The sequence below is a fragment of the Kribbella sandramycini genome, from assembly GCF_013131805.1.
Classification (GTDB): Bacteria; Actinomycetota; Actinomycetes; order Propionibacteriales; family Kribbellaceae; genus Kribbella; species Kribbella sandramycini.
The window spans coordinates 162,977-180,084 of record NZ_JABJRC010000005.1; the positions used below are offsets into that span (position 1 = coordinate 162,977).

Here is a 17,108-nt window from a genome sequence, read left to right on the forward strand (position 1 = left end):
GGAGTCATCCTGACATCACTGCCGAAACACCTGGAGCTCAAACACCGAATACCCGTACGACGTCGCCCGCTGCGTACCCACGAGCCGCACATACCGGGCCTGCGTGGCCGGGAACCGTACGACGTCCTCCCCGCCGTTCCCGGTCGTCGTCGCGAACACCTGCCGCCACGTCGACCCGTCGGTGGACACCTCGATCCGATACCCCTTCGCGTACGCCGCCTCCCAGTTGAGCACCACCCGGCCGACCTGCTGGGTGCTGCCGAGGTCGACCGCCAGCCACTGCGCGTCCGACCAGTCACTGGCCCATCGGGTGTTCAGCTTGCCGTCGACCGCGTTCACCGGCGGCGAGTTGTACGCGCCGGTCTCGTGGCTGCTGGCCGTCGCCGTCCTGCCCTGCGCAAGGTTGCTGACGTCGTCCCCGCGCCGGGCCGGGAACTCGATCACCTGCTGGTAGGTCGGCCGGTTCACCCAGGCCATCCGGTCCTGCGTGATCCCGCCCATCGGGTTGTGCGCGATCTGGTCCGCGCAGAACTGGTCGCCCGCCGCGCAGTCCGCGGACGCCGGGTAGGTCGTAGCCGCCGGCACCTTGGTTGCTGCCAGCAAAGAGTCCGTCAGAACCGACCGGCAGGCCGCGAGCGTGCCGCCGCCGCAGAACGTGACCGGCTGCGCGGCCTTCACCGGGTCGCCGAGCACCTTGCGCAGGTCGCGCTGGACGAAACCCCACCAGCCGCTCTGGAACGCCGACCCCTGCGGGCCCGGCCGCTCGTCGATCTTCAGGTTCGCGACCAGGGCGGCGTACAGGTCGGGCCCGAGGTCCTTGAACTGGGCCGGGACCAGGATCGGCCACCAGGCGTCGAGGATCCGGATCGCCTCGGCGTGGTCGTAGGTCTTCGAGCCCGCGTTCGGCGACTTGCGGTGGCTACCGGCCTGTTTCCAGGCGGTCAGCTTGGCGACGGCGTCCGCGACCGCCGGGTCGGTGATCGGCGCGCTCTTCAGCACCCGCAGCAGGTACGGCAGCACGTAGTCGGCCCGGAGGTCGACCGTCGCCGCGGTCTCCATCGCCTCGACCAGTTTGCCGCGGGTGAACTTCTGGCCGCCGTTGATGACCGCCTTGATCCGGTCGTCGAGCGGCTGGTCGCGATAGAGGCCGTTGTAACCCCATTGACTGTCGGACGCCGAGAAGCCCGGGGCCTGCTTGTTGTTCCAGCTGGTCAGGTAGTCCTGGTTGACGACCTGCGGGTGCTCGTTCGGCGGGGTGTAGGCGGCCCGGTTCGTCGACGAGTTCCAGCCCTGCCACTCGTAGGTGCTCCAGGTCGGCAGGTTCGGGTCGGCGCCGGCCTTGCGGACCGGGTTGTCACCGGAGTTGTAGTACGCGATCGTCGACTTGTCCGTGTAGAACCAGTTGAACGTGTAGCCGATGTTCTGCGCGGCCTTCTTGAAGTCGTCGGCGTTCTTCATCTTGTCCGGGTCGTTGAACTGCATGAACCCGAGCGCCGAGCCCGCGTCGTTTCCGTAGGTCGAGCGGTTCTTGGTGAACAGCACCGGTTTGCCGCCGACCGTGCCGCGATGGGTGACGATGCCGTACTTCGTCCGCAGCGCGACCAGCGTGTACGAGCCGGCCGGTTCGGAGGAGCCGAGGCTGGAGTACCACGCGTTGTGGCGTTCGAGCCGCTCGATCGGCGTGCACTCGCCGCGGAAGACGTAGTACGTCGAGTTCTTGGTCGGGGTGCCGCCGTTCGGCTCACAGAGCGGGACGGCGAAGGTGTCGGTGATGTCCTGGCCCGCGGAGGTCGCGCTCCAGGAGTAGTCCGGGCCGCGGCCGATCAGCGTGTAGAAGTTCAAGCCGGCAAAGGCGATTCCGCGGGTGCTGACGCCGGGGCCCTGTAGCTCTTGGCGCATCAGCAGCTGAGGTGCGAAGTAGCCGGTCTGCGGGCCGTAGACGGCGACCGGGTTACCGCTCTCGGTGTGCGCGCCGGACACGAGCAGCGCGTTCGACATCGCCTTCTTGCCGAAGCCCTCGGGGAAGACGCCGGCGTCGAAGATGCCCTTGAGCTGGCCCGAACCCTTCGGCGCGGGTTTGGCGGCGGCCTTCTTGTTGACGGTCTGGTTGATCACCTCGGGTTCCTTGGTGACCGAGCCGCGGTCGGGCAGTGCGCGTCCGGCCGGGTTCGGGCCGGTGACGCCGTACGGGAAGCTCGCGCCGTTGTGTACCGTCGTACTGGCCTCGGGGTCGTTCTGGGAGCGGAACGACTCCCAGACCTTGGGGCCCTGGGCAACGCCGTACTTGGCCTGGGCCTCGAGCAGCGCGAGGGCCGAGTTCACCTCGGCGCCGCCGCCGGTGCCGAAGATGCCGGCCACCACGGCTGCGGTGGCGACGACGTCCGTCACCTTCCACGGCGCGGTCGGCCAGTCGAGACCGAGCGCCACGTACTCACCGGGGTACGCGATACCGATCGTGTTGATGTAGTTGTTGACGCCGTCGACCCAGGCCTGGATGTCCTGCTGCATCTTGACGCCCTCGGCGCCGTAGAGCTCGTCGGCGTCGTCGTACTGGCGTTGCAGGTCGGCCTCGGTGTACGGCGCCGTCCGCCAGAACTCCTGCTCGAAGGCGCGGTTCGCGGGCGCGCCACCGGCGAACGGGGTCAGCTGGCCGCGGCCGAGGTGGCGGAAGACGTCCATCACGAAGAGGCGGTCCTGGGCGCCGGCGTACCCGGCGCCGAACATCAGGCCCTGGCGGGTGGCGCCGGTGATATGCGGGATGCCGCGCGACTTGTCGCGGACGATGGTGACATCCGGGCGGGGCTGGAAGGTGCTCGCGACATCGTTCGGTTTGACGCCGAAGGAGGCATCGTCGAAGTACGGCGCGAGAGCGTCGTCGGTGATGCCCTGGGCGTTCCAGACCAGGTCCTGGTAGGGCTTCACGGTGTCGCTGAAATGCGGCGGGCGGATGCCGAACGCCTTGAAACCAAGGAGATCCGTGAAGGTGGCGTTACCGTTCTGGCCGGGTGGCAGGATGTCGCGGCACTGGGCGGCGCAGTAGTCGACGGGGGCCGCGGCGAGCGGCTTGGGCGACGCGGCCTGCGGGCTCGCCTGGGTGCTGGGAACAGGCAGGGCGGCGAGCACGGCAGTGACGGCGATCGCCGCGATCGTCTGCCGGAGGGCACGGGTTCTGGGTGCGGGGCGGGGCACGGAGTCCTCCCTCGGTCGGAGAAACTGAGAATGACTCACTAGTAGCTTTGGGTCAAGATCTCGTGACCCGAGGTATCGCCATCGCTGTCCGTGACCACTACGCTCAGGCGGACCATGAGCATTCACGATCGGTATCGGTTGAGTGCGGTGATCAACGCCAGGGGCACCTACACCCCGCTGGGGGTGTCACGGAGTTCCGACGGGGTGGCGGCGGCCGTCGCACAGGCATTACCCGAGTTCTTCGTCATGGCCGAGCTCGGCGACCGGGCGAGTGAGGCGATCGCCCAGGTCACCGGCGCACAGGCCGGCGCCGTCGTGCACTGCACCGCGGCCGGGCTGACCCTGGCCGTCGCGGCCACGATGACCGGCGCCGATCCGCGCCGGATCGCATCGTTGCCCGATACAACAGATCTGCACAACCGGGTGGTGCTGCCGGCCTGCCAGGTCGTCGACTACGGACACTCGAACCTGCAGGGCATCCGGCTGGCCGGCGCCCACGTCGACCTGGCCGGTACCGAAACCCGTTGCACCCTTGCCGATCTGGAGGCCGAGCTCGACGGTCCCGACATTTGTTGCCTCGTCCTCGTATCCTCGCGACTCACGCACTGCACCCCGATCGACCTGGTCGCCGCCGTCCGCGCCGCCCACCGCCGCGGCGTCCCGGCCATCATCGACGGCGCCGCCCAGTTCCCCCGGATCGCGGATCTGCTCGCCACCGGCGCCGACCTGGTGCTGGTCAGCGGCCAGAAGTATCTCGGCTCCCCCACCGCCGGTCTGATCGCCGGCGCCTGGCCGCTCGTCCAGGCCGTCCGCGCCCAGGACCACGGCATCGGCCGCACCATGAAACCCACCAAGGAAGCGATCGTCGGCGTGATCGCCGCCCTCGAGGAGTGGCAGGCCTTCGACCGGATGAAATGGGAGGCCGACCAGCTCGCCAAGGTCACCGCGTTCGCCGAAGCCGCCGCCCGCATCCCCGGCGTCCGCGCCGATGTCGTCGCCGATCCGACCGGCCTCCCGGTCTCCCGCGTCCGTCTCCACGTCCCGGACGCCAAACGCATCGCCACCGAACTGGAAGCCGGCCGCCCGTCCATCTACGTCATGACCGACCGAGCCGCCGCCGACGAACTGATGCTGGAGCTGGTCCCCCTCACCGACGCCGAAACCGCCACCATCCTCACCCGGCTCTGGACGCTCCTGACATGAGAAAGCCCCGGTTCTCCTGTGAGTACAGGAGAACCGGGGCCTTCAGTTGCTGTCAGTGCTGGTAGGACTTGCGCGGTCCGTTCGACGAGCTGCGCCGGGGGCCGTTACCGCGGTTGCCTTCATAGCCGCGACCCGGACGGTTGTTGCCGCCACCGCCGAAGCGACGGCCGCCACCTCGGACGGGCTTCGGCGCCGGGAGCTTGACCGGGTAGCCGGACGGCGTCTTGCCACCGGTGAGCTCGGTGACGAGCTCGTCACCCGGGCGGGCCCGGACGGGCTCGGCCTCGACGCCGGCGGTCTCGGCCATCCGGACCATACCGCGCCGCTGGTGCGGGAGGACCAGCGTGACGACGGCGCCCTTGCCACCGGCGCGCGCGGTACGACCCGCGCGGTGCAGGTAGTCCTTGTGCTCGGCGGGCGGGTCCGCCTGGACGACCAGGCCGACGTCGTCGACGTGGATGCCGCGGGCGGCGACGTCCGTTGCCACCAGGACCGGGACGGAGCCGTCCTTGAACTGGTCGAGCGTCCGGTTCCGGGCGCCCTGGGTCAGGCCGCCGTGCAGCGCGGCCGCCATCACGCCGCGGTCGCGAAGCTGGGTGGCGACGCGGTCGGCGCCGAGCTTGGTGCGGACGAAGACGATCGTCCGGCCGTCGCGGCTGGCGAGCTCCGCCGTCAGCGACTGCTTGTGGCCCGGCTCGATGACGAGCAGGTGGTGCTCCATCGTGGAGACGGTGGCCTGGCCGGACTCGGTCGAGTGCGTGACCGGGTCCTTCAGGTAGGTCTTCACGATCGTGGAGACGTCGTTGTCGAGGGTCGCGGAGAACAGCAGCCGCTGCCCGTCGGCCGGCGTCATGTCCAGCAGCGTGGTGACGGCCGGCATGAAGCCCATGTCGCACATGTGGTCGGCTTCGTCGAGGACGGCGATCTCGACCGCGCCCAGGTCGGCGGCGCCCTGCTCGCACAGGTCGATCAGCCGGCCGGGGGTGGCGATCAGCAGGTCGACGCCGCGGCGCAGCGACTCGATCTGCTTCGGGTAGGGCAGACCGCCCGCGATCAGCTTCAGCGACACGTTCATCACGTGCGCCAGCGGCTCGAGCGAGTCGTGCACCTGCATCGCGAGCTCGCGGGTCGGGACCAGGATCATCCCGCGCGGACGGCGCGACTCGGTGTGCCCGCCGGACAGCCGCATCAACGTCGGCAGACCGAAGCCGAGCGTCTTGCCGGAGCCGGTCTGGCCGCGGCCGAGGACGTCCTTACCGGCCAGCGCGTCCGGGATGGTGGCGGCCTGGATCGGGAACGGCGCGGTGATGCCGTCCCGGGCCAGCCGCTGGACCAGCCGCGGCGCGAGGCCGAGCTCGGCGAACTTGTTGTCAGCGGCAACGGTCCCGAGGTCCTCGGGCTGCTCGTCGCGGACGTAGTTCGGGCGTTCCCGGTTCACGAACGGCTTGTCCTCACGGCGCTGGTACGAGGAGCGCTCGTACTGCGGCTTGTCATCGCGCTTCTGGTACGCCGGACGGTCGTCACGACGCTGGTACGAGCCACGGTCGTCCCGCGACTGGTACGACGGACGCTCGTCCCGCTTCTGGTAGGCCGGCCGGTCGTCGCGCTTGGCGTACGTCGGCCGGTCGTCGCGGCGCTGGTACGACGGACGCTCGTCGCGCGAGTAATGCGGGCGGTCGTCACGACGCTGGTACGAGCCACGGTCGTCCCGCGACTGGTACGACGGACGCTCGTCGCGCTTCTGGTAGCTCGGGCGCTCGTCGCGCGAGTACGACGGCCGGTCGTCACGACGCTGGTACGAGCCGCGCTCGTCGCGCGACTGGTACGACGGACGCTCGTCACGGGAGTAGGAGGGGCGCTCGTCGCGGCGCGGCTGGTTCGCGCGCTCGGAGCGGTAGCCCTTCACCGGACGGCGGTCGCCGTCCCGCGAGCCGCGGTCGGAGTACTGCGACGGGCCGCCGCGACGCTCGTTGCGGGTGTCGTCGCGGACGTTGTCACCGCCGGCCGGCGCGGTCGACGGGCTCTGGCCCATCCGCTCGCCGTACGACTGGTTCTGGAACTTCTTGTGGCGGGGCTTCTTCGACTTCGGGTCGTCCTGCTGGTGGTGCTGACTCACTAAACTCTCTCTCGAAAATCGCGGACGACACCGCACGACCCGCACGCGTAGGCCGGTCAGTGAAAACTGACCGGACTGTCACATACAGGCAGGAGATTAGGCATCGACCTGCGGGTGCTATCGCGTTGCACCCTCGGCGCCGGACTTCTCAGCGGTTGCCGAGACCGACGGGTCGGAGCGCCTGGAAAGAACTCTGGTGACGCGACGCGCGCACCGACACCCCACAAGTGTACCCGATCCGGGCCCCGGCGATGACCACGGTCGGTAACAGCAGACCAGTCGGCCCACTGGTCCCGGAACTGTGCGCAGACCGCAGTTCAAGTGTGCTTGAGTCCTTGGCGTCCGGTCCTAGGGTGGTGGCGTGGCGGAGGAGAACATTCCCAGCAAGGAGCACTGGCTCTCGATCGGGGAGATCGCACACCGGTCCGGGGTGGCCGCGTCGGCCTTGCGGTTCTACGAGGACCAGGGCCTGATCGGCTCCCGGCGGACGGCCGGCAACCAGCGGCAGTACCAGCGCAGCACGTTGCGGCGGATCGCGTTCGTCCAGGCCGCCCAGCGGGTCGGCCTGGCCCTCGCCGAGATCCGCGAGGCGCTCGACTCGCTCCCCGACGACCGGACGCCGACGCGCGCCGACTGGAGCCGGCTCTCGAAGACCTGGCGCAGCCGCCTCGACGAGCGGATCGCCGAACTGGAGCGGCTCCGCGACGATCTGGACGGCTGTATCGGCTGCGGCTGCCTCAGCCTGCAGCGTTGCAACCTCTACAACAAGTCCGACCGGCTGGCCGAGCGCGGCCCCGGCGCCCGGATCCTGAACGTGGGGATTCCCGGTGAGTGAAGTCATAGCCGCGCGGTTATGCATCTCATAGAACGGCGACCGGGTTTCGCGGGTTAACCCCCGACTTCTTCCCGAGGGCGTGCGGAAAATCGGCAACCGGGGCAGGCTCCCGATTTGTAGCGATCAGTAATCCACCGGTCGCTTTCCGCCACAGATCCGGAGTGAGGCCCTCCCATGTCGCATCGCCGTATCCTGACTTCCCTCGCGGGGCTCGCCGCCGCCGCACTCGCCGTCCCGGCTCTCGCCACCGCCGCACCGGCGCCGGCCCCGGCCGACTCGTCGGTCTCCACGGCCGCCACTCGGGCGGCGTACACCGGCTCGCCGCAGGACGAGGCCGCCACCAAGGCGTTCTACGACGCGGTGATGAAGTCGGTCGCCGCCAAGCGGGCCAAGGCCGCCAAGGCCGGGCAGACCCTCGACGCCGTCACGGTGACATACGCCGTCGACGCGCCGACCTTCCGTTCGCAGATCAACTCCAGCACGCAGATCTGGAACTCCTCGGTCGCCAACGTCCAGCTCGTCGAGGGCAGCAACTACGACTTCTACTACACCGAAGGCAACGACCCGCGCGGGTCGTACGCCTCCACCAACGGCCACGGCAGCGGCTACATCTTCCTGGACTACGCCCAGTCCCAGCAGTACGACTCGCTGCGCATCACCGCCCACGAGACCGGCCACGTTCTCGGCCTCCCGGACCACTACTCCGGCCCCTGCTCCGAGCTGATGTCCGGCGGCGGCCCCGGCCCGTCCTGCACCAACCCGAACCCTGACGCCAACGAGCGCGCCCGAGTCAACCAGCTCTGGGCTAACGGCAAGACCAGCCTCCCGGACGCCGCCTTCCACGTCGCCCGGTAGCCACACTCTCCGGCCCGACCTGTCCGGCAGGGGGCAGGCCGGGCCGGAGTACCGCCGCGACGTTGCCGACCGCCCCCGGCCGCGTCGCATACCGCCGTACATAGGACGTCCTACGACACGCCGTGAGCAGCCGTTCACGGCGGTCTCGTGGCGAAGACTTGGCCGCATGAGACTTCGTGGGGTGGCGATTGCGGTGCTGGGGTTGATCGGGGCCGGTTTGACGGTGCCGGCGTCCGGGGCCGGGCTGGAAGGGAAGGCGATCCTGTCGCCGGGGACGGGTGGGTACAACTGTTTCCGGATTCCGGCGCTGGTGACGGCGAACGACGGGTCGCTGGTGTTGTTCGCGGAGGGGCGGAAGCCGACCTGCGGAGATACCGGCGCACATGACGTGGTGATGGTGCGATCGACAGATCGCGGGGTGACGTGGAGTGCGCCGAAGGTGGTGCATGCGGGGTCTGGGGTGACTGCGCACAACCCGGCTCCAGTGGTTGATACCCGGAGCGGACGGATCTCGCTGTTGACGACGCGGCAGTACAACACGGTCTGGGCGCAGCACAGCGATGACAACGGCGTGAGCTGGACGACGCCGCGCGAGATCACCAATGCGGTGAAGCTGCCGGCCTGGGACGGCTACGCGACCGGGCCTTCGCATGGCATTCAACTGCGGCGCGGGCCGCACGCTGGGCGGCTCGTCGTCGGAACGCACTTCACCGGCGCGAACGATGGGCCGAAAGGCGGAGCACTCGTCTACAGCGACGACGGCGGGCTGAACTGGCAGCTCGGTGCGCACGACGCTGCGGCGGATCCGGCGCTGAAGGTGCAGGAGTTGACAGTGTTCGAGCGGCCGGACGGTTCGCTGTTCGCGCTGGCGCGTGACGAGAACGGCACCGACACGTCGTCCACCGTCGCCTCGGCGGTTTCGAGCGATGCCGGGGAGAGCTTCTCCCAGGGCTTCCGCGCGGGAGCGGCCGAGCAGAGCCTCGCCGTACCGACTGTTCAGGCGTCGACACTCGAATTGCGTGCGACCGATCAGGGCGATCGCTACAACCGCGTGCTCCTGGCGACCGAGACGCGCAAGGGCGACACCCGGGAGAACCTGACCATCCGCTCGACGTACAAGGGCGGGAACGAATGGGTGGATCCGGGCGGCGGCGTCGTGATCTACGGCGGGATGGCGGCGTACACGGACCTGACCCTGCTGGACGACGACACCGTCGGCCTGGCCTACGAACGCGCCGCCGCCTGGTCGCACGGCTACATCTGGTTCACCAAGTTCACCGAAGCGGACCTGGGCCTACCGGACGGCAACACCACCGGCGTCCCGGCCACACCCGATGCCTCTGGCAACAATCTCGCCGGCTACCTGCGCGGCGGCCCGGCCCCGACCGCCGGTCGCTTCGGTACGGCGATCGCCCTCGACGGCTCGGACGACCACGTCCAACTCCCCTTCGCCGAGAAGCTCGCCGTCAGCAGCGGGGACTTCACCTGGGCCGGCTGGTTCAACTACGGCGCGAGCACCGCCGACCAACCGATTCTCTGGGCCTACAACCAAGGCGACGTCTACTCCCAGCTCTGGCTCCGCGCCGAGCCCTCGAAGAACCGCCTCCGCGCCCTCGCCCAATCCGGTGAAACCGCCATCACCCTCACCACCACCAAGCCCTACAACGACCGCACCTGGCACCACTTCGCCCTAACCCGCCAAGCCAACGCCTTCACCCTCACCATCGACGGCACCCCCGCAGCCACCACCACAGCCCCCCTCGGCTCCCTGAGCCCCAAACGCCCCTTCCAAATCCACCTGGGCCAACGCCTCGACGGCGCCCAAAACCTCCACGGTTCCCTAGACGAAATCCGCCTCTACCCCCGAGCCCTAACCCCCACCGAACTGACCACCCTCCAAACCACCAACTCCACCACAATCCCCAACCCCCACCTCCGCTACCCCTTCTGACGCACTCCATTTCCTGGGCTGACCCACGAGATTTCCTGGGCTGACCCACGAGCCGGTGGGCAAGCCCACCGCAGCCCCCTGGCCCACCCGCCGTCCGCCACGCCCACCCAGCCATTTCCCGGGCTCACCCACCAACGCGACCCGACCGAACACGTTTCCTGGGCTGACCCACGAGATTTCCTGGGCTGACCCACGAGGCGGTGGGTGGGCGAACGGCAGGCGGTGGGCACACCCACTGGCTGATGGGTCAGCCCAGCAAACGGCGGAGTGGGGGTGGCTGGGGGGTGGCTGGGGGTGGCTGGGGGCTAGCTGCGGGCTAGGTGTTCGAGGTGGTGGGTTAGGGCGGCTTGGAGGCGGGTGGGGGTGGTTTGGGTGGGGGTGGTGGCGCCGTGGAGGGCTAGGCCGTCGATGAGGGCGTGGAGGCGGTCGGTTTCCAGGTCCAGGTCTTGGTCTGGGGAGTTGGGCGGGAGGAGGTCGGCGACGAGGGTGCGGAGGAGGGTGTGGAGGGCTTCGTGGCTCTGGTCACTGAGGGCTCGGAGGTCGGGGTCGGTGAGGGTGGCGGCGGAGAAGGCGATCCAGATCTCGACTTCGGCGCGGCGGTCGGCGTCCAGGGGGAGGAGTTCGAGGGCGACGAGTTCGGCCACCTGGCGTGGGGTCCCGGTGAGGTCGAGGGTGGCGAGGCGTTGGGTGACGCGCTCGCCTACTGCTTGCAGGGAGAACTGCAGGAGCTGGTTCTGGGTGCTGAAGTAGTGGCGCAGGGAGCCCATCGAGACTTGCGCTTCGGCGGCGACCTTGCGGACCGAGGCGTTCGCCAGACCTTCGCGATGGATGACGCGCCAGACGGCGGCGGCCAGTAGAGCGCGTCTCTCGTCGACATCGACAACCCTGGGCATGAGACCTTTATAGCACGAGTGTGCTACTTTGAATCGAAGTAGCACACTCGTGCTATATCAACCGAAGGACGGTCTCATGCGCAAGACCAGCGGCGCTCTGCTCGCCACCGCATTGCTGCTCCCACTCGCGATCCCCGCCGCCCAGGCCGCGCCGGCGCGCCCGGTGGTCAAGATCGACAGCGGCGCCTTACGTGGCACCTCGGACGACGGAGTGCACCGGTATCGCGGGGTGCCGTTCGCGGCCCCGCCGACGGGCGCGAACCGATGGCGGCCACCGCAGCCCCCGGCGTCGTGGCGAGGTGTCCGAGATGCCGGCCAAGCTTCGAAGAACTGTCTGCAGGCACCGGACGACGCCGTACCGGGCCCGCAGTCCGAGGACTGCCTCTACCTGAACGTCACCACCCCCGCCCGGCCGGGCAACCGACCGCGCCCGGTGATGCTGTGGCTGTACGGCGGCGGCTTCTTCCAGGGCGCCGGAAACGACTACGACGCCCGTCGGCTCGCAGCCACCGGCGACGTCGTCGTGGTGACGCCGAACTACCGGCTCGGCGTCTTCGGCTTCCTCGGCTACCCCGGCCTGAACGGCGCCGGCTCGTTCGGCCTCCAGGACCAGCAGGCCGCCCTCCAATGGGTCAAGCGCAACGCCGCGGCCTTCGGCGGCGACCCGGCCAACGTCACGTTGTTCGGCGAGTCCGCCGGCGCGATGAGCACCTGCGCCCACCTGACCGCGCCCGCCACGAAGGGCCTGTTCCGGCAAGCGGCCATGCAGAGCGGCACCTGCCTGACCGAATGGCCGACGTACGACGCCTCCGGCCGCGGCCTGACCCCGTTCGAGCCACTCGACGTACTAGTTGCCCGCGGCACCAAATTCGCCGCCGATCTCAACTGCCGAACGATCGCCTGCCTCCGCGCCAAACCACCCACCGACCTCCTCGGCGGTATGAAGGAGTTCGGACCGGCCTTCGGTACGCCGACCCTGCCGGAAGACCCAGCTGTCGCCCTGCGCGCCGGCCGCTTCCACCACGTCCCGGTCCTGATCGGGGCCAACCGGGACGAAGCGCGAGTCTCACTGGTCGGCGCCGTCCCCGACCCCCTGACGGACGCCGACTACCGCAGCCTGCTGCAAGAGGACTTCGGAGCAACCGCAGCACAAGTCCTCCGCAAGTACCCACCCGTTGCCAATGACAACGGCCAGCGGTACGCCGACCTGACCACCGACCGCGTCTGGGCGCACACGACCCGGAACACCCAGCAGATCCTGGCCCGGCGAGTGCCGACGTTCGCCTTCGAGTTCGCCGATCGCGAAGCGCCGCTGTTCAGCTCGATGCCACCCGGCCCCTTCCCGTACGGCGCGTATCACGGCGCGGAGCTCATGTACCTCTACGAGATCGCCGGCGAGAACCCGCGTTTCACCCCGGCCCAGCGTCGCCTGGCCGACCGGATGATCCGCTACTGGGCCCAGTTCGCCCACACCGGCAACCCCAACCGCCCAGGGCTACCGACGTGGCCGCGCGCGCCGTACGTCCAATCCCTCCACCCCAAGCGCATCGGCCCGGTCGACTACGCAGCCGAGCACCAACTCGGCTTCTGGACCGCCCTGCACGGCTCCTGACCGCTACCGCGCCGGGCCGGTGGTGTTGCGCACCACCAGCTCGGGGCGGAACAGGAACTCCGTCCGCGGCGTCGCATGCCCGCGCACCTCTTCGAGCAGCGACTGGACGGCGGCCAGCCCCATCGCCTGGACGGGTTGCCGGATCGTGGTCATCGGCGGATCGGTGAACTCCATCATCGGGGCGTCGTCGTACCCGACCACGGACAGATCGTTCGGGATCCTCAGCCCCCGTTGCCGAGCGGCCCGGATGACGCCGAGGGCCATCATGTCGGAGCCGCAGACGACCGCGGTGACGCCGGCGTCGAGGAGCTGCTGGGCGGCCGCCTGACCGCCCTCGACGCCGAACATCGACAACGCGATCAACGGATCGAGGTCGTCGTCACTCGCGCCGAGCTGGGCCTTCATGATCGTGCGGTAGCCGGCGAGTTTGCGCTGGACGACGATGAAACGCTCCGGCCCGGAGGCGAAACCGATCCGCCGGTGGCCCAGGGCGACCAGGTGCGAGACGGCCAGCTCCATCGCGGCGTTGTCGTCGGAGGAGACGAACGGGGCCGAGACCTCGGGCAGCCAGCCGTTGACGAAGACGACCGGCAGATTCCGCTCGACGAGGGCCTGGTAGCGCTCATGGTCGGCGCCGGTGTCGGCATGCAGGCCGGAGACGAAGATGATCCCGGAGACGCCGCGCTCGAGCAGCATCTCGACGTACTCCTCCTCGGTCGCGCCGGCCGGGGACTGCGTGCAGAGCACCGGCGTGAAGCCGCGCTGGGACAGCGCGGACTCGATCACCTGGGCGAACGCCGGGAAGATCGGATTGATCAGCTCCGGCATCACCAGCCCGATCAGCCCCGCCGACCGCCGCCGTAACCGCGTCGGCCGTTCGAACCCGAGGACGTCGAGCGCGGTCAGCACCGACTGTTTGGTGTCCTCCGCGACCCCCGGTTTGCCATTCAGCACCCGCGAGACCGTCGCCTCACTGACCCCCGCCTTGGCCGCGATATCCGCCAGCCGCGCTCGACTACTCATCCCTCCGCCTCGCTGCCCTCGGCTCCGTGATGAGTAAAACTCGCTGTGCTTTCGGCTCGCTCGCTGCGCTCGCTCACGGCGGCACCTTACCCACCGACCCTTGACATTGCAGCAAGATGTTGCAAGAACTTGCAGACTGAGATTGTCCACACATGTCCAGTAAGTGAACGGAATGGACACTTCACAGCCCACGTCCCTTGTCAGGACGAGCGCGGCAGGTGAGGATGGGCGCACCCCCGCCCGGGGGCCTTTACTCGGATCGTCCGGCACGTTCCTGCCGGTGAAGGGATGTACTCAGTCATGGCTACTGTGTCTTTCAAGGCCGCCACCCGGATCTACCCCGGTGGCGACACCCCCGCCGTCGACAAGCTGAACCTCGAGATCGAGGACGGCGAGTTCATGGTTCTGGTCGGCCCGTCCGGCTGCGGTAAGTCCACCAGCCTGCGGATGCTGGCCGGCCTCGAAGAGGTCAACGAGGGCTCGATCTACATCGGCGAGCGTGACGTCACGCACCGGCCGCCGAAAGAGCGCGACATCGCGATGGTCTTCCAGAACTACGCGCTGTACCCGCACATGACCGTGGCCGACAACATGGGCTTCGCGCTGAAGATGCAGGGCGTCTCCAAGGAGGACCGCGCCAAGCGCGTCCAGGAGGCCGCCAAGCTGCTCGGCCTCGAGGAGTACCTGGACCGCAAGCCGAAGGCCCTGTCCGGTGGTCAGCGTCAGCGCGTCGCCATGGGCCGCGCGATCGTCCGTAACCCGCAGGTCTTCCTGATGGACGAGCCGCTGTCGAACCTGGACGCCAAGCTCCGCGTGCAGACCCGTACCCAGATCGCCGAGCTGCAGCAGCGCCTCGGCGTCACGACCGTCTACGTCACCCACGACCAGGTCGAGGCCATGACGATGGGCGACCGGGTCGCCGTCCTCAAGGACGGTCTGCTCCAGCAGGTCGACACCCCGCTGAACCTGTACGACCGCCCGAAGAACAAGTTCGTCGCCGGCTTCATCGGCTCCCCGGCCATGAACCTGCTGACCGCGGACCTGGTCGAGGGCGGCGCCAAGCTGGGCGACTACGTCATCCCGATCGAGCGCGACGTCCTCGGCAAGGCCGGTAGCGACAAGACCGTGACCGTCGGCGTCCGCCCGGAGGCCTTCAAGGTCTCCGACACCGGTCTGCCGGTGAAGGTCGCCGTGATCGAGGAGCTCGGCGCGGACGCGTTCCTCTACGGCACCGCCGAGCACGACGGCAACCACCAGCAGATCGTGGCCAAGATCGGCGCCCGGATGAACGTCGAGAAGGGCTCGCTGATCCACCTCGAGGCGCAGCCGGACAAGCTGCACCTGTTCTCGGCCTCGACCGAGGAGCGCCTGACGGCCTGATCCGTCGCACGACACGCGAAGGCCCCGGGTGGTTCGTCCACCCGGGGCCTTCTGCTGTCAGTTCACGTCGCGGCGCTGGAAGATCAGGCCCGCGCCGAGCAGTGCCACCAGCGTCAGGATGCCCAGGTACCAGGCGCCGTGCTCGAAGGTGAGCGTCTTCTCGATCTGGTTGCAGACGTAGTTGCCGTCAGCCTGCGTGACGCATTTGTTCAGCACATACCTCGTGTCGTGCAGCACGAACGCGTCGAAGTTCCGGACCAGGAGCCACGGCTGGGCGTTCTGCAGGAAGCTCGCGAAGATCCCCTCGACGAGCACGATGTAGCCCATCGCGAGCCCGAGCGCGGCCGCGGTGTGCCGGAGCACCAGCCCCACGACCCCGCCGATGACGGCGCCGATCGCGGTCGTCGTCACGACCCGCGCGATCAGGCCGACGATGTCGCTCCAGTCGGTCCCCGCGGTACTGCCGAGCCGCGCGGTGATCAGGTAGATCCCGAGAGTCAGGACGCCGGTGACCGCGATCCCGAGCGGGACGAACCACAGCCCGGCCGCCGCCATCTTGGAGCCGTAGACCCGCAGCCGCCGGGGCTCGAAGGTCAGCCAGTTCCCGATCGCGCCGGTGCTGAACTCGGCCGCGACGAAACTCGCCCCGACCAGGAACGCGGCGAACAACAGCAGGTACGCCGATCCCTGCAACATGTTCGGCGCGATCTGCCGGAAGACCGCCTGCGGCTTGCCGAACTCCTCGCGTTTCGGCTCCGACCACTTGCACACGTCGTCGACCGACATCCCGCCGCTGGTCGACGGGTCGAAGTTGGCCCGGCAGTCGGCCTCGTTGCGTTCGGCGTTCGCGACCCAGTCCCGGTGGGCCATCTCGTACTGCGTCTGGGCCGCCCGCTGCTCGGCTTCGGACAGCGGCCGCGACTCCCGCCAGGTCGCGAACAGCATGAATGCCGTGATCAGGAAGACCCCGATCACGCCGATCGCCGTGATCCGGCGCCACGTAAGCCGCCGAAGCTCCACTCCGATCAGGCGGATCATGCCAGCCCCTCCCCTGCGGTCAGCTCCAGGAACACCGACTCGAGATCGGCGCGGACCTGGACCAGCTCGTGGACGTACAGCTGCTGATCGGCGAGCAGCTTGGTCAGCTCGGCCGGCCGCTCCACCCCGTCGACGAGCAAATGGTTGCCATCGGCCCGTACTGCGAGCCCGGCCGCGGTCAGCACCCGGGCCGCCGCCTCCCGGTCGGCCACCCCGAGTTTGACCGTCGCCGCCGCGCCGCCGCCGATCACCTCGGCGACCGTGCCGGACGCCAGCAACCGCCCGTGGCCGATGATCGAGACCGTGTCCGCGACCTGCTCGACCTCGGCCAGGATGTGGCTGCTGACCAGGACGGTCTTGCCCTGGTCGCCGAGCCCGCGCATGGTCTCGCGGATCTCCCGGATCCCGGCCGGGTCGAGCCCGTTGGTCGGCTCGTCGAAGATCAGCAGGTCCGGATCCTTGAGCAGGGTGGCCGCGATCGCCAGCCGCTGCTTCATCCCCAGCGAGTAGCCCTTGAACTTGTCCTTGCCGCGCTCGGCCAGCGACGTCTGCTCGAGCACCTCGCCGACCCGCTGCGCCGGCGCGCCGATGGCGCCCGCGAGCAGCTCGAGGTTGCGGCGGCCGGTGAACGCCGGGAAGAACTTCGGCGACTCGACGATCGCGCCGATCCGCCCGACCACAGCCGGCAGCTGCGCGGGCACCGGCCGGTCGAAGACCGTCATGGTGCCGGCATCGGCCCGGATCAGGCCGAGCAGCATCCGGATCGAGGTCGTCTTCCCCGAGCCGTTCGGGCCGAGGAAGCCGTGCACGCCCCCGACCGGAACGTCCAGGTCGAGCCCCTGGACCGCCACCACCGTCCGGCCGCGCCGCGTCCGGTACGTCTTGCGCAGACCGCGCGTACTGATCGCCAGGTCAGGCATGCCACCCCTCTCGTCCGAAACGCACATCCTCGCACCCGAACAGCTCCGCCGTGTGATCCAATGTTGAATGGATACTGTCGACCATGAGGAGTC

12 protein-coding genes are annotated in these 17,108 nt (G+C 69.1%); 6 read left to right on the forward strand and 6 right to left on the reverse strand.

From position 1 onward, the window contains the following. Positions 1-15 precede the first annotated feature (15 nt). The gene (locus tag HPO96_RS21425; RefSeq protein ID WP_171675300.1) at positions 16-3,189 is read right to left on the reverse strand and encodes a penicillin acylase family protein; all 3,174 of its coding nucleotides are present in this window, start codon (positions 3,187-3,189) and stop codon (positions 16-18) included. A 114-nt stretch (positions 3,190-3,303) separates the two neighbouring features. On the opposite strand from HPO96_RS21425, the gene HPO96_RS21430 reads away from it, so the two are divergent. After that, positions 3,304-4,392 carry an aminotransferase class V-fold PLP-dependent enzyme gene (locus tag HPO96_RS21430; RefSeq protein ID WP_171675301.1) on the forward strand — a complete coding sequence of 363 codons (1,089 nt, stop codon included), beginning with the start codon at positions 3,304-3,306 and terminating at the stop codon, positions 4,390-4,392. A gap of 52 nt (positions 4,393-4,444) precedes the next feature. On the opposite strand, the gene HPO96_RS21435 is transcribed toward HPO96_RS21430, so the two are convergent. Beyond that, on the reverse strand, positions 4,445-6,508 hold the full coding sequence (locus tag HPO96_RS21435; RefSeq protein WP_337796747.1) for a DEAD/DEAH box helicase: 2,064 nt from the start codon (positions 6,506-6,508) through the stop codon (positions 4,445-4,447). Between the two features lie 361 nt (positions 6,509-6,869). Between HPO96_RS21435 and soxR the strand changes: the two genes are divergently transcribed. From soxR to HPO96_RS21450, 3 genes are all read left to right on the forward strand, one after another. Next, positions 6,870-7,343 carry a redox-sensitive transcriptional activator SoxR gene (soxR, locus tag HPO96_RS21440; RefSeq protein WP_171675302.1) on the forward strand — a complete coding sequence of 158 codons (474 nt, stop codon included), beginning with the start codon at positions 6,870-6,872 and terminating at the stop codon, positions 7,341-7,343. 174 nt (positions 7,344-7,517) lie between these two features. Continuing rightward, on the forward strand, positions 7,518-8,198 hold the full coding sequence (gene snpA / locus HPO96_RS21445; RefSeq protein WP_171675303.1) for a snapalysin: 681 nt from the start codon (positions 7,518-7,520) through the stop codon (positions 8,196-8,198). A gap of 166 nt (positions 8,199-8,364) precedes the next feature. Beyond that, entirely contained in the window at positions 8,365-10,149 is a 1,785-nt protein-coding gene (locus HPO96_RS21450; protein ID WP_171675304.1) for a sialidase family protein, read from the forward strand. Between the two features lie 305 nt (positions 10,150-10,454). Here HPO96_RS21450 and HPO96_RS21455 read toward each other — a convergent pair whose 3' ends face one another. Beyond that, complete coding sequence (locus HPO96_RS21455; RefSeq protein WP_171675305.1) at positions 10,455-11,042, reverse strand: TetR/AcrR family transcriptional regulator; 588 nt, start codon at positions 11,040-11,042, stop codon at positions 10,455-10,457. A gap of 76 nt (positions 11,043-11,118) precedes the next feature. On the opposite strand from HPO96_RS21455, the gene HPO96_RS21460 reads away from it, so the two are divergent. Further along, on the forward strand, positions 11,119-12,654 hold the full coding sequence (locus tag HPO96_RS21460; protein WP_171675306.1) for a carboxylesterase/lipase family protein: 1,536 nt from the start codon (positions 11,119-11,121) through the stop codon (positions 12,652-12,654). 3 nt (positions 12,655-12,657) lie between these two features. Here HPO96_RS21460 and HPO96_RS21465 read toward each other — a convergent pair whose 3' ends face one another. Then, positions 12,658-13,677, reverse strand: coding sequence for a LacI family DNA-binding transcriptional regulator (locus tag HPO96_RS21465; RefSeq protein ID WP_171675307.1), 1,020 nt, complete (start codon positions 13,675-13,677; stop codon positions 12,658-12,660). A 300-nt stretch (positions 13,678-13,977) separates the two neighbouring features. Between HPO96_RS21465 and HPO96_RS21470 the strand changes: the two genes are divergently transcribed. After that, on the forward strand, positions 13,978-15,057 hold the full coding sequence (locus HPO96_RS21470) for an ABC transporter ATP-binding protein (protein ID WP_171675308.1): 1,080 nt from the start codon (positions 13,978-13,980) through the stop codon (positions 15,055-15,057). A gap of 57 nt (positions 15,058-15,114) precedes the next feature. Here the strand turns inward: HPO96_RS21470 and HPO96_RS21475 are convergent, their stop codons facing one another. Both HPO96_RS21475 and HPO96_RS21480 read right to left on the reverse strand, forming a co-directional pair. Next, complete coding sequence (locus HPO96_RS21475) at positions 15,115-16,095, reverse strand: ABC transporter permease (RefSeq protein WP_171675309.1); 981 nt, start codon at positions 16,093-16,095, stop codon at positions 15,115-15,117. Next, positions 16,092-17,015: an ATP-binding cassette domain-containing protein gene (locus HPO96_RS21480; protein ID WP_171675310.1), complete on the reverse strand. Its 924-nt coding sequence runs from the start codon at positions 17,013-17,015 to the stop codon at positions 16,092-16,094. The genes HPO96_RS21475 and HPO96_RS21480 overlap by 4 nt, the downstream gene beginning before the upstream one ends. Between the last annotated feature and the right edge of the window lie 93 nt (positions 17,016-17,108).

Excerpts from the sequence above, each read along its gene's own strand:
- HPO96_RS21450 (WP_171675304.1), top strand. The coding sequence starts at position 8,365 with ATGAGACTTCGTGGGGTGGCGATTGCGGTGCTGGGGTTGATCGGGGCC.
- HPO96_RS21470 (WP_171675308.1), top strand. The coding sequence starts at position 13,978 with ATGGCTACTGTGTCTTTCAAGGCCGCCACCCGGATCTACCCCGGTGGC.
- HPO96_RS21475 (WP_171675309.1), bottom strand. The coding sequence starts at position 16,095 with ATGATCCGCCTGATCGGAGTGGAGCTTCGGCGGCTTACGTGGCGCCGG.
- snpA (WP_171675303.1), top strand. The coding sequence starts at position 7,518 with ATGTCGCATCGCCGTATCCTGACTTCCCTCGCGGGGCTCGCCGCCGCC.
- HPO96_RS21465 (WP_171675307.1), bottom strand. The coding sequence starts at position 13,677 with ATGAGTAGTCGAGCGCGGCTGGCGGATATCGCGGCCAAGGCGGGGGTC.
- HPO96_RS21455 (WP_171675305.1), bottom strand. The coding sequence starts at position 11,042 with ATGCCCAGGGTTGTCGATGTCGACGAGAGACGCGCTCTACTGGCCGCC.
- HPO96_RS21460 (WP_171675306.1), top strand. The coding sequence starts at position 11,119 with ATGCGCAAGACCAGCGGCGCTCTGCTCGCCACCGCATTGCTGCTCCCA.
- HPO96_RS21430 (WP_171675301.1), top strand. The coding sequence starts at position 3,304 with ATGAGCATTCACGATCGGTATCGGTTGAGTGCGGTGATCAACGCCAGG.
- HPO96_RS21480 (WP_171675310.1), bottom strand. The coding sequence starts at position 17,015 with ATGCCTGACCTGGCGATCAGTACGCGCGGTCTGCGCAAGACGTACCGG.